This window comes from Treponema primitia, from assembly GCF_046533075.1.
GTDB classification, from domain to species: Bacteria; Spirochaetota; Spirochaetia; order Treponematales; family Breznakiellaceae; genus Termitinema; species Termitinema primitia_B.
In genome coordinates, this window is sequence record NZ_JAJQRB010000007.1 from 47,779 (window position 1) to 60,468 (window position 12,690).

The window sequence follows — 12,690 nt, forward strand, 5'->3', positions numbered from 1 at the left end:
TGATTTTACCGTCCGCCCCGGTAGGTCTTTACAAGCCCGTCGATTTTATCGTAGGTACCCCGGTCAAAGGTAGCGCTTTCCAGCAGCGCCGGGATGGCCTTTTCAAGATCATCGTACCATTCCTGCTGCTGCCGGGAATTGAGATCGTTAATCACCAATCCGTGCCGGATCATGGTGGTAATAGCATCGCTTTCAAGCTGAGCCAGGGAAGTTTCGATTTCCGCTCCAATCCGCCGGGTTATTCTGAGGATCTCCGCCCGGTGCTGCTCGGGGATCATTTCCCAGGTATGTTTGTTCATCACAATTCCCCCAAGGAAGGGGGCGATATTCACGGTGGACATGTTTTTGGCAACCCCAAAATACTGCATCCCCGCCGAGGCTATGGGGCTTACATAGATGGCTTCGATGGTGCCCCCGTTCAGGGCTATGAGGGTCCGGTTGGCTTCAACGGGCACAACCTGATAACCCATGGATTTAAAAGCCTGGGTCATGGTCGGTTCCTGGGGATCGCTGCCCACCTTCATATGCTTTAAATCCGTGGGAACAAACACCGGATCCTTAGAAAAGATTTTTACCCAGCCGCCCCTGACCAGGGCCATACTGTAGTAATTTTGGCTGTTAATCTTCGCTTCCAGATCCGATTTTATAACATCAAAAACCGCCGTAAGTTCATCATCGTTCCGGATAAGGAGGGGGCAGCTTACGGTCAATATTTCCGGAACGATCTTGTTCAGTCCGAAGGATGTGAATACCGCCGCCTGAATAACATTCATGTTGAGTTTTTGCAGTACATCCGCCTCGGAACCCTGGGTACCGTTGGGGTATATCTGCATCCGCACCTCTCCGTTGGTGGCGGCGGACCATTCGCTGGCCATGCGGTTCAACGCGGCGCCCCAGGGGGTATTGGCGGGAACCATGGAGGCAAGCTTAATGGTGATCTGCCGTGCGGGCCGTCTTTGGGCAAAAATCGCCCCAGGACCGGCGAACAGCATTACTGCGAGAAAAAACAAACCTACCTTTTTCAAAACCCTACTCCTTTTTCTACCATTCACCCCATGTATCGGCGTCCAGTTCGGCGAAAAAATCCGGCGCCGCATTCAGAAGGTACCGGGCCTTTCGCTGGGCAATGATGTTGACCAAGCGGCTGGCGGGATCCTTCTCTATATCAACCGCCAGGGCGGATTCGAGACTGCTTTTAAAGGTTTCAATATTCTGGGCCGGTACGCATACCGCCTGGGCGTAGGAAACATAGGGGCCCGCAAGACCCTCCTTCGATTTTTCCAACGCCCGCTGATAATGGGTTTCAACCTTGGAAGGGTCCCCCCCCATGCCTTCGGGTACCGAAGAGTAGAACAGTACGTAGAAATCGTCCAATGCCCCGGAGTTAAAATCGGGGTCCAATTCATAGGCCCGCGCTATGGCGGCGGTAAGTTCCGGAAGCCGCATCCCCAGGTCCAGATCGAAGGGGTTCAAGGCATAGGCGGAGAGTATCCCCGCGGCATGCCAGTAGATCAGGGGAACATCCGCTTTTTTTAATTTTGCCAGATACGAAAGCTGGACACCCTTTCCATAGGCATCGTTCCAGCCGCGATATTTTTTCTCCAGCCCCGTAGCCAGGATTTCCGCTCCCCGGAGGTAGAGTTTCCGGGCCCGCTCTATCCGATCCGCCCGTTCAAGGTATTCCTCGGGGGGAAGCATCTCCGCCGGCCCCTGGATAAAGGCGTTGGCGTACATCACAAAGAGGGAACCCGTGGTAAGGATAAGCCCCTGGTGATCCGGCTGTGTGGCGAGGAGGGCCTCGTACATTTTTATGGCAAAGGGCAGGGCGCCGGCGATTAGTTCGGGGTCCGTGTCGCCGGTAAACACCGTGCTGCTCCCCTCCCCGGTAAGGGCATTGGCTACCGCCTTGGTAGCCATCTTGTTAATAGAACAGGAGGACAATATTGTTAGGACACAACAAAGGAATACACCCACAAAGGCAGAACGGTATTTCAAGGCCTTTCCTCCAATCAAGCGATATTGTATAGACTCAGGGAAACCCTATCAACTACCCAAGCATGGCTAATCCCCAATAACTTGGCGTATGTCCTTTTTGATGGCGTCAAGCTTCCGCCCGGCTTCGGCTTTGGCCGCTTCCAGGCCGCCTGCGCCTATTTCGGTACAGCTTGAGGCGTAGAACTTGATCTTCGGCTCGGTGCCGCTGGGCCGGGCGCTTACCACGGTTCCATCCTTAAGGTAGAACTGGAGCACGTCGCTCTTGGGGAAATCCACCTTTTCGGTCTTGCCGGGCTGGGATGGGTACTTCCACAGCGATTCCTGGATATCCCGGACCTTCTCCACCTCAATGCCGCCCAGGGTTTTCGGTGGGTTTTTCCGGTATTCCGCCATGATGCCCTGCATGATAGCCGGCCCCTGGGGCCCCTGGAAGTACTTGGAGATCCCCATTTCCTGCCAGTAGCCGTTTATCCCGTACAGTTCGTCCAAGCGGTCCAGGAGGCTTTTCCCCTGACTCCGCCAGTAGAGGGTCATCTCTGCGGTCAAAGCGGCGGCGGAAACCCCGTCCTTGTCCCGGACCTCGTTTTCCACCAGGTAGCCGTAACTTTCTTCGGTACCGAACACCACTTCGGCGCTCTGGTCCGCTTCGGTCCTGGCTATCACGTCGGCGATCCACTTAAAGCCCGTAAGACATTCGTAGAATTTAACCCCGTAGGATTCGGCTACCCGTTTCTGCATCCCCGTGGTGACAATGGAATTGACCATGGCCAACTTTGTCGGCGCCGTGCCCTTACGGGGTAGTTTACCGGATTCTTGCAATGAAAGGAAGATATAGTCCGCCAGGAGGGTCCCCAGTTGGTTCCCCGTAACCAGGGTAAAATCACCGGGTTTTCCCCGCTTGCCCGAAGGAACGGCAATGCCCAGGCGATCCGCATCGGGGTCGGTGGCCATGACCACATCGGCGCCCACTTCCTTGCCCAGCTTTAAGGCCAGTTCCAGGGCCGCCGCTTCCTCCGGGTTGGGGAAGGCTACCGTGGGGAAGTCTCCGTTTCCCTCACGCTGCTCCGGTACGGTGATCACCTGGAGTCCCAGGCTCCCCAGAACCGCTTCCACATGGAGCGCTCCGGTTCCGTGGAGGGGCGTGTAGACAATCTTCACCTCATGGGCCTTAGTCTTGATAAGAGCGGGCCGGAAAAGGCGGCTCCTGACCATGGCCTGGTAGGGTTCGTCTATGACCTTATCAACAATTTCCAGGAGACCCTGGGAAAAGGCCTCTACCCGGGTAATCTCTTTAATTTCCTTTACCGAATTGACCTCCCGGATGATCCCCTCATCGTGGGGTGCGATAACCTGGGCTCCGTCGTTCCAGTAGGCTTTATATCCATTATATTGAGGAGGGTTATGACTGGCGGTAACCACGATCCCCGTGTCGGCCCCAAGCCGCCGGATCGCATAGGACAGTTCCGGGGTAGGTCTGAGGGCGGAAAAGAGATAGGTCTTGATGCCGTTACCCGCAAAAATCAGGGCTGCAGCCTCGGCAAATTCCGGGGAATAATGGCGGCTGTCGTAGGCTATCACCGCGGCAAGTTTTCCGGCTTTAGCCTTTTCCGGAAAAGCCTTGAGCACATAGGTGGCCAGCCCCTGGGTAGCGCTTTTGACCACCAGGGTATTCATACGGTTATACCCGCCCCCAATGACCCCCCGCAGACCTCCGGTACCGAATTCCAGGTTCCGGTAGAACCGGTCTTCCAGTTCCTTCCAATCCTGCTTTGCCAGAAGATCCTCCACCTCGGCCTTGAAAAACGTATCCTGCTCTTTTGCTATATAGTCCTTTGCCTGGTTTATAATTGCGGATTGGTCCATAATATCCTCCGGTTTCAGTATAGTAAGCCCTCTCTTTATGCGCAAGACGTAAAAAAGTAATTCCAAATATACCAAGATTTAACACAGAGATCACAGAGAATACACGGAGGACACAGAGTTTTTGTCAGGCATCTTTGTTTTATCTCTGTGATCTCTGTGCCTCCTCTGAGATCTCCGTGGTTATTCCTAATTTGGACTTAATTTGGACTTGCCGGACGTAAAAAAGGCGTTTATACTTTGAAAACAAGGAATTATTATGAGTGATGCGGCAAGAAAACTCGATGATCCCCGGGGGCATTTTACCTATGCGGACTACCGGCAATGGGAACTCGCAGAAGGGGAGCGGTACGAGCTAATCGACGGCGTGGCCTATGCTATGGGGGCGCCTAATGACGCCCATGCCATGGCGGGCCCCGATACCGAACATCAATTGATAAGCGGTGAACTATTCAGACAAATTGCAAATTATCTGCATGGGAAGCCCTGTAAAGTATTTTCCGCCCCCTTCGATGTCCGTCTCTTTTACCAGGAAGACGAAACCGATATCACTGTTGTCCAGCCGGATATTTCGGTGATCTGCGATGCAAAAAAGATCGGGACCGAAGGCTGCCGGGGGGCGCCGAATCTGGTTATCGAAATCCTCTCTCCCTCCAATACCGGAGAGGAGTCTGTAAAGAAATTCAACCTCTATCTGGAAGCCGGGGTTCAGGAATATTGGATTGTGTCTCCGAAATCGAAGACCGTCCAGGTGAATATCCTTGAGGACGGCGCCTATCAGGCGCGTACCTATAAGGCCGATGCGGTTCTGCCGGTCCGTGTCCTTGAGGGCCTCAGCATCACCCTGGGCGATGTTTTTAATTAGATAATTAGATAATCCTGTTACCGTGAACCGCTCCGCTGCTCCCCGTTGAGGGAGGGTATGCGCAGCACCAGGCCCGGAAGGGTAAGATTGGAGCTAGCCGGTTCCGGGAGGATATCTTTGTTAGCCTCATAGAGGAGCGGCCACTGGGCGGAGTCGGCGTAGACAAACTGCAGGCCGGCGATATAGGACAGGGTTTCCTGGTGTTTAACCAGATAAAAAGCGGGAAACGGGTTCTCTTCCGCCGGGGCGGGGTCCTCGTGCTTCAATAAAGCTTGCTTTAAAAGTTCCTCCATGGGGATAGCTTGTGACCATACGATGGAGGCCAGCCGGTCTGCGTAGGAGCGGGGGCGGCCCAGCCATTCCCGGTAACTGCCCAGGTAGGGGTAAAGGCCGGCTAAGCTTGGGCTGGAACGTAATACGTCCGCGTAGGCCGCTTCCGCCTGGGGGAAGTCTCCGGTTTCGTACAGGGACCGGGCGATTCCGAGCCAGGCCAGGACATCCTCGGGCTCTCTCCTGATTACACCCTGGTATTGCCGGAAAGCATCCGTGTTCCGGCCTTCGATAAAAGCGATATACCCCAGGTTTGTGGCGCCGTATTTATCCCCCGCCCGGCGAAAGGCCGCCGCCGCCTTGTCCAGGATGCCGTAACGGCCGTAGAGTATGCCCAGCTTATTGTTCAAATCCCAGACATCCCCGGAGTATGCCTGGGATATCCCCTGTTCCAGTTCCCGTACCGGTTCCCGGATGATAAATTCACCAAATGTATTGAGGGATTTTTCCAGGGCGCTTATCAGGGATGTTTCTTCGGGCAGGGCGGGAGCGCGTCCGGCAGCATCGGGCACGCTCACCGGGGGGTATATGGCCCAGGAATCCTTTGTGGGATAGAGCCGACCCTCGTCCCCGGCGCGGCGCCATTCCTGGACCCCGATACGCCAGGCCCGAAAAAAACCCCTGTTGGTTACGGTTATTTCCAAGGGCATCCACCACTGTCCTCCGTGGCGGATCAGATCATCCTCCCCTATTCCCGAATTGCTGCCAACCGCAAAGGCAACATAGATGTGCCCCGGTATGGTGATAAAGGCGGTATCAATACCAAGTACCTCAAGGAGAGAACAGTACAGGATGGAAAGATCGTCGCAATCCCCGGCCCGGTAAAACAGGGTCTGGTAGGGGTAATTCAGGCTGTCAAGGCTGCTTGAGGATTCGGACAGTTCGACATAGGAACTTGCGGGGTCTATGACATAGTTCATGCCGTAGACATTCAGGGCTTCAAAGAGACCCAGGGCGTACTGCACATGCAGGGAAAGCCCCGGCCGTTTTCGACTGTTCACCACCGATTCTACATAGCGGGCGAAGAGCTGGGCCGTAGGGTCCCGGGCGGACACAAAGGACGCAGCCCGCCGGTCATCGTCCCAGTTCATGGCGTTCCGGTGGTATACCGGTATGCCTATGTCCAGGCTGGTTTCCTTCCTGCTTCCCAGGGCCCGGTAATTGATCTGCACCTGTGCGCCGGCGGTGGTATTCTCGGTCAGTTCCATCATGGACTCGTTGAATAGCGCCGTTACGGGCAGCTCCGCTGTTTCGCCGGGGCTCAGCCGGGGGATTACCGCGAAGGCCGCAGGCCGGCTCATAAACTGTTCCAGGTAAAAAGAAAGGTTAACATCGGTGATGGCAACAGTTTCGTTGTTTATTACCCGCAGGGTGGCTACGGGGTTCTGTTCGTACCATGCATAGGACACGGGAAATACCCGGTTCTGCTTTATCAGCTCCCCCTGGATGGGCGCCGCCCTTTTAAAGAGCGCAGAAAGGGAAAGGCGTATGCCCAGGTTAATCCCCAGGCTGTCTACGGAACGTTCCGGGCTGAAATTGTAAGAGTCATACCCGGCCGCAGCGTAGAGGGCAATCTCCGGTGAAAGATGAATGTCCGCCCCCAGGCTCCCGCCCATGCGCAGCCGGGTATCGGTATACCCATTCCATTCGTACTGATACTGAAAGATTCCCCCATTGAGTTCCGCCCAGAGGCTCAGGCGATCCTTAAGCCGCCATTGGAAAAGGGGCCCCAGTTTCCCATCAACAAAGGAAAAACCAGATCCGGTTTCCACGGATATCCGGGAATAGCCTCCGCCCAGGCGCAGCCCCAGGAAGGGCTTTGTAGTAGGCAGGCCGAAAAAAACCCAGTCCGCCGCAGCTTGTATACCAAAGCCGGGAACAAAATGCTCCGCCTCTTTGCCAATTGGTACAACCGCATAGGGGGCAAGGCGCAGGGCAAAATCGCTTTCGGGAAAAGCCGGAACTGCAATAAGGAGAATAAGTGCGCCAAGAAAAGGTGTTTTCCCCGGTTTCATATTATTCTTCCTGTTCCGCCGCTACCCGGTCCAGCCCGCGTCTCGCATCATTCCTGTTAGGGTCCTGCGCCAAGGCTTGTTTGAACCAGCGATCTGCAGCGGAAAGATCTAATTCCTGCAAGGCCATGTTACCCAGGTTCACCATCCCTGCGGGGGAGCTCTGGGACGCGGCCCATTCAAAGGCGGTTCGGGCTTCTGCGGTATGGCCGGCCCGCAAGTTGAGGAGCCCCAGCCGGTTGTACAGGGCCGCAGTAGGACTGCTGCGTATTTGATCGGCCAGGGCCGCAATCTTTGGTTCCAGCTCGTTAAGCACATACCGGTCCAGGGCCAGGGCGGCCCCGTGAATGACAATTTCCTCCCGGGGCTGGATAAAGTGAATCTGCTGGGGGGAAAGCGGCGCCGGGGGATACAGGGTCCAGGCATCTTCCATGGACACAAAATCTACCGTTTCACCGGCCAGGAAGATTTTCTGCAGCCGTTCCGCAGCCCATTCCCAGCTATTGATAAAGCCCCGGTTAAAGGCCGCCATGGATAGGGGCAGCCAGACCTCCTCATCGATCACCAGGAGCTTTCCCATATCGTTAAATAAACTGTCCGCCGCTGCCGCTCCTATCCCCAGGGAATAGGCGATGATAAAATCGTCATCCTCCAGGGGAATGACGGCGGCGCTGATCCCCGTACCCTCAAGGAGGGCCGCAAAAAGCAGACCCAGATCCGCGGCGGTTCCGGACCGGAAGGCCAGGGTATGCACCGGAAACTGTATGGAATCCACCCCGGGCGTTCGGGCGTCGGCATCTTCCCGAAGCCGCAGCTCCCCTGCCAGAAGCCCTTCAAAAAGATATGCCCCAAACTCCATGTTCCTGTTCAGTCCGGAGCGCCGGTTACTGCGGGCCAGGCCGGCAAAGTATTTCGCCGCCTCCAGGACTTCCGGGTTAGCGGGGGACACAAAAGCTGCCAGGGCCGCAGGATCACCCGAGGGGACATTGTTACGGTTGTAGATCTGTACCGCGCCGTTCCGCACCGCCTCCCGTTCCTTCCCCAAAAAGGTGTAACGGATCACCAGTTCCCCCACAATCCGCCCATTCTCTGTAAAGTTGAGCAGCGCCGGGGAAAAATCCGCATAGAGGGGAAACTCGACGGACCGGTTTTTCGGCAGCAGGGCGACGGACCCGCAGGGATACTCCGAGGCGGTATAGTTTCCCGCACGAAAACTGAGGCGCACATTACGGATCTCCGCGTTTTCATTATTAGTAATCCGGACAGTCCCCGCGGGATTTCCCCGGTAGAGGGAGAGAAACAGGGGAAAGACCGGATCATCCTGCAAAATCACTGCCTGAACATCCGCAGAGGAAGAGCGGGTAGCAAAGGTAAACTGCGCCGTAAGCCCGGCATAGATCCCGGACAGGATTGGTCGTCCCGCAGCAGCATTGTTAAAATTTTTCCAGCCCCCGGCAAAGGAAAGAATAAAGGAAGGATTAAACCGGAACCCCGCTTCTCCCCCTACCCTCCACCACCAGGAGTCGGTATACCCGTCCCCCCGGTTTTCCAGGTGCTGCACCGTCTGGTGCAGACCGAAAGCCCCATCAGCCGTGACGAGGAGCCGGGACAGGGGATAGTAGAACACCCTCGCCCCCAGCCCTGCCGAGTAGGGCTGTATATCCCCGGCGGTGCCCTTCGCCAGCCCCGCATAGCCGATGCCGGCTTCAAGGCCCAGACCGTACCCGATTCCCAGGGGATTGGTAAGGATGCCGGAAACATCCACATCAAAGAGCAGATCTCCGCCATAGCCGCCCTGATAATTGTCCCCGGTTTCCCCCAGGGGGATAAAATAGTAGGGCCGCAGCCGGAAGCCCAGATCCAGGGCGGGAAGCCGGATAAGGGCCAGGAAGAAGAAGAGGAAGCAGAGACCGCTTTTCCGTTCCCGGGACAGCAAATGTGCAGCCCAAGCTAATTTACCAAACATCCTATTACATTCTCCGGCGCATTACGGCCCTGCCAGCGGCCCTAGTGTTGCTGTCCCAATTTCCGCAGCATTATAAACCAGGGTCCTTTCGGGATAACTGAATTTGGCCACATCGTTTGCGGTCAAGAAATAGTAAGGCGCTGATGTACTCCCCGTAATCGCGACGGTTCCCTCAAGGGGCGAACCTGGGAAGGTGAGAACCGCGGAATAAACCGGCGATGACCCGCCGGGGGGAGGATTCAAGGCTCCCGTTACGGTAATAAATTTGCCGGTATTAAGATACACCACACTGTCGATCTTCGCAGACCCGCCCATATTGAAGGTCCCATTTTGGAAATACACCCCGGGGCCTAAACCGCTCGAGCCGGTAGTATTGCCGCTCATGGTTCCCCCGGACATGGTGAAGGTTCCTGCGGCAAGAAACACACCCCCACCCATGTTGTTAGCAGAGACGGAATTGTCGCTGAGGGTTCCCCCGGACATAGTGAAGGTCCCGCCACCCAAAACCACTCCGCCGCCTATGCTGGCGTTATTTTCGCTGATGGTTCCCCCGGACATGGTGAATTCTGGGTTTTCACTGCCCAAAGCCACCCCACCCCCCAGGGCAGCGTTATTGTGGCTGATGGTTCCCCCGGACATGGTAAAGGTCCCAATACCAAAACCCACTCCACCGGCTGAGCCGGCGGTATTGTAACTGATGGTTCCCCCGGACATGGCAAAGGTCCCTTCTTCGACATGCACCCCGCCGCCGCCAAAGTCATTGCCGGCGGTATTGTAACTGATGGTTCCCCCGGACATGGTAAAGGTCCCGTCGTTGACATACACCCCGCCGCCATAGGAGCTTTGATTGTTATTATTCTGCAGGGTTGTTTGATCCCGCATGATAAGGGTTCCCGTAAGGTTGTCTTTTTTCTGCACGGTAATCAGGGCTTTTCCGTTAGGGATATTCCCGGCATCCGCGGTCCCGGTAACGCCGCCTGCCCACTTTGCGCCCCCGTCAAGGATCAGCGGGTTTACGCCGTTCCCCAGGATCAGGGTGGCGCCCTCCACCGTAAAGACCGATTTGTTCTGTTCTGTACCGCTAATCCGCCTGATGACGGTTCCCAGTGATCTATTGGAAACCAACTGAACATATCCTGCATCGAGGGTCATATAATCGGTTTCTTCGTCAATGTCTACGGTCTCCTCAAACAGGGTTATTATGTCGGGAAGTACCGCAGAACTGCCGGGGGAGGCAGCCAACGCAGCTTGAAGCGTATCGTAATATTCTTCGATCCAACCCCGTGTACGGAGAAATTTTCCGTCCATCAGGTATCCGGTTTTTTGTATCATCCAGTTTTTCCCGGGCTGCAGGCTTACCTTAAACCGGGTAGTGTTGTTGTTCCCAAGGGCCCCTTCCAAAACCTGCGCGGTCCGGGTGTAGTCCGCCAGGCTTATCCTCGCCGCCGTAGCGGCGTTGAGGATACCGTTTATCCTAATCATCGCCGGGTCATTGAGGTATACATCGTTATCGGTATGTATCTGGGCGTTCCCCGACATGGTTAGCTTCCTGTCTCCCGCCACGTATACCCCGCTTCCTAAAGCCGCAAAGTTACTGTTGATACCCGCGCCGCCTATGACGCTGTTTCCTTCCATGCTCAAGCTGCCGCCGGGCGACAGTGCTGTCCCTACGGCCACATATACTCCGCCCCCGGAGGCCGCGCTGTTCGAGCTTAGGGACGCGCTGCCCTTGAGGGCAAGATCCCCCAGGGCATAGACGCCGCCGCCCCCGGATGCTGCGGCGTTTTTGGTGATCATCCCGTTTCCTGTCACGGTCATGGCTGATAGTTCCGCCAGATAAACCCCGCCCCCGTTAGCGCTGTAGTTGTACTGTATGGTCCCTTCCAGGGTAAGGCTCCCCTCCTGAGAAACAGATACCCCGCCGCCGTTACCGGTACCGCCGTTATTGTTCTGCACCACCGCCCCGGCCTTAATGGTCAGGGAACCGCCGCCAACCTGGATAAGGGCCTGAGTGTTTGCATCGGTGGAGGAAGAACCCGATATAAGGTCAATCCATTCCGCTCCGCCGTCCAGGTAGAGGGGTCTGACACCGTCCCCCAGGATAAGCTTGCCCGGGGACATTAGCGCCCCCCCGCCTATCACCGTAAAAAGGGACTGGGAAGTCGCGGTACTTCGTTTTACGGTATTACCCGCATCGCTTCCGGAAACCAGTTGGATATGCTTGCCGGCCAAGGTGCTTATCCCGCTGGTGGTTTCCACATCCTTCAACAGGGTTATCACCGCAGGAATGTCCGGGGTTCCCGTTGCCGCAGCAAAGGCAGCGTGCAGATCCGCATACCCTACGCCGTTCAGGGACGCAACTGCCGTACTGCCGCTGCCGGTTGCTGAAAATTCTGCGGCTATTATTATATTCTTTTGGGGCATGGTAAAGAGCCCGAAAGTAGGAGAAAAAGAAACCCCCTCGTCATCGCTAAGCTCCAGGGAATCCCCTATCAGGAGATAGCCGGAGGCCGGCGTTATTGTTAAGGAAACCGTGTTATCCGCAAAGGCCGCCTTAGGAGAAATCGTTCCCGGTCCTATTATGGCAGTGCTAATTTGATAAGCCGTTTCCTCCAGGTCTTTTTTTATAGGACCGGAGAAGGCGCCGAGAGGAATCGCTTGCGGGCTGTACATAACCCCGCTCCCAGAAACGACGGCCCCAAGCCGCAAAAACACGCCGGGGGACGTGGGCGCCATCGCCGTTTCGGGTATATACAGGACATATTCACCGCCGGCGTTGACCGTACCGGCCCCGAGGAATTCGCTATACTCATGCGTAAAATCGTCATAATATTTAAAGGCCTCCACGATCTTGGAAGTTATAAACACGGCGCCATCTCCATCGATGACAACAGTTCCCCAAATGGGTATTTGGGCGCTAAAATCATCGGCGTTGAAAACCCGGCTGATGTGGGAGCTCAGTCCCGGGTAGATATGGATAGCTTCCTTCCAGACAGCGCTATGGTTCAGATCGGTATTGGTTATTTTCAGCTCAAACTCATAATCGCCCGGGACAAGCTCTACCCCGGTCAAATCCTTCGGGGTATCCAGGGTTTTGGGATCGTACCCCGTTATCGGCGCCCCGCCGGCCCACAGGGTAAGGGTATTGGTATAGTTCCCATCGGGAAAGGAGATGTCCCAGGTAAGCTTACCCTTATCGGTACCCTCATGGTATATTCCTATGCTGATGTTCACCGCGGTAACCGAACCGGGCTTTATTTCTACACCCGGCTGCCGCCCGATCCCGGAAATGATGGGGGAGGCAGGGTCCGCCGATTCTACATAGGCTTTCACCTTGATAGTCCAGAATCCCGGCGACAGATTAACCTCAGCGCCCGATGGGCCGCAGGGTACCGGGTCGTGGGTAGAGGAACCTGGCGTTGTTTCAAATTCCAATTCATAGCGGGAAAATGGCGTTTCGGGAAAAATCGTCCGGCCTGTCACGGGAAGTTCCAGGGCAATTTGCAGCCGTCCCATCCCCTCCGGGATAGGCCCGCTCTCCAAAACCGGCGCTTCCGGCCGGGTTAAGTTTCCGGAATTAAATGGGCTGGCGCATGAACCCAGGGCCGCAGCCAGCAGAATGGCCTGGAATAGGAGAATATATTTTTCGTATAGCTTCATGA

7 protein-coding genes are annotated in these 12,690 nt (G+C 55.8%); 1 reads left to right on the top strand and 6 read right to left on the bottom strand.

Annotation, left to right across the window (positions count from 1 at the left end):
• Positions 1-5 precede the first annotated feature (5 nt).
• From dctP to LQZ19_RS01265, 3 genes are all read right to left on the bottom strand, one after another.
• Positions 6-1,025, bottom strand: coding sequence for a TRAP transporter substrate-binding protein DctP (gene dctP / locus LQZ19_RS01255; RefSeq protein ID WP_411045814.1), 1,020 nt, complete (start codon positions 1,023-1,025; stop codon positions 6-8).
• A gap of 16 nt (positions 1,026-1,041) precedes the next feature.
• On the bottom strand, positions 1,042-1,917 hold the full coding sequence (locus LQZ19_RS01260; protein WP_411045815.1) for a TRAP transporter TatT component family protein: 876 nt from the start codon (positions 1,915-1,917) through the stop codon (positions 1,042-1,044).
• A gap of 144 nt (positions 1,918-2,061) precedes the next feature.
• A complete protein-coding gene (locus LQZ19_RS01265) occupies positions 2,062-3,858 on the bottom strand; it encodes a phospho-sugar mutase (protein WP_411045816.1) in 1,797 nt (598 codons plus the stop codon).
• A 256-nt stretch (positions 3,859-4,114) separates the two neighbouring features.
• Between LQZ19_RS01265 and LQZ19_RS01270 the strand changes: the two genes are divergently transcribed.
• Positions 4,115-4,720, top strand: a complete 606-nt coding sequence (locus tag LQZ19_RS01270; protein WP_411045817.1) for a Uma2 family endonuclease — start codon at positions 4,115-4,117, stop codon at positions 4,718-4,720.
• Between the two features lie 17 nt (positions 4,721-4,737).
• Here LQZ19_RS01270 and LQZ19_RS01275 read toward each other — a convergent pair whose 3' ends face one another.
• From LQZ19_RS01275 to LQZ19_RS01285, 3 genes are read right to left on the bottom strand one after another with little or no spacing between them, the layout of a single operon-like run.
• Entirely contained in the window at positions 4,738-7,065 is a 2,328-nt protein-coding gene (locus LQZ19_RS01275; protein WP_411045818.1) for a tetratricopeptide repeat protein, read from the bottom strand.
• Between the two features lies 1 nt (position 7,066).
• The gene (locus tag LQZ19_RS01280) at positions 7,067-9,028 is read right to left on the bottom strand and encodes a tetratricopeptide repeat protein (protein WP_411045819.1); all 1,962 of its coding nucleotides are present in this window, start codon (positions 9,026-9,028) and stop codon (positions 7,067-7,069) included.
• Positions 9,029-9,049: 21 nt separating this feature from the next.
• Positions 9,050-12,688 (bottom strand): InlB B-repeat-containing protein, encoded by a 3,639-nt coding sequence (locus LQZ19_RS01285; protein WP_411045820.1) that lies wholly within the window; start codon positions 12,686-12,688, stop codon positions 9,050-9,052.
• Positions 12,689-12,690 lie beyond the last annotated feature (2 nt).

Excerpts from the sequence above, each read along its gene's own strand:
- LQZ19_RS01260 (WP_411045815.1), bottom strand. The coding sequence starts at position 1,917 with ATGGCTACCAAGGCGGTAGCCAATGCCCTTACCGGGGAGGGGAGCAGC.
- LQZ19_RS01265 (WP_411045816.1), bottom strand. The coding sequence starts at position 3,858 with ATGGACCAATCCGCAATTATAAACCAGGCAAAGGACTATATAGCAAAA.
- LQZ19_RS01270 (WP_411045817.1), top strand. The coding sequence starts at position 4,115 with ATGAGTGATGCGGCAAGAAAACTCGATGATCCCCGGGGGCATTTTACC.
- LQZ19_RS01275 (WP_411045818.1), bottom strand. The coding sequence starts at position 7,065 with ATGAAACCGGGGAAAACACCTTTTCTTGGCGCACTTATTCTCCTTATT.
- LQZ19_RS01280 (WP_411045819.1), bottom strand. The coding sequence starts at position 9,028 with ATGTTTGGTAAATTAGCTTGGGCTGCACATTTGCTGTCCCGGGAACGG.
- LQZ19_RS01285 (WP_411045820.1), bottom strand. The coding sequence starts at position 12,688 with ATGAAGCTATACGAAAAATATATTCTCCTATTCCAGGCCATTCTGCTG.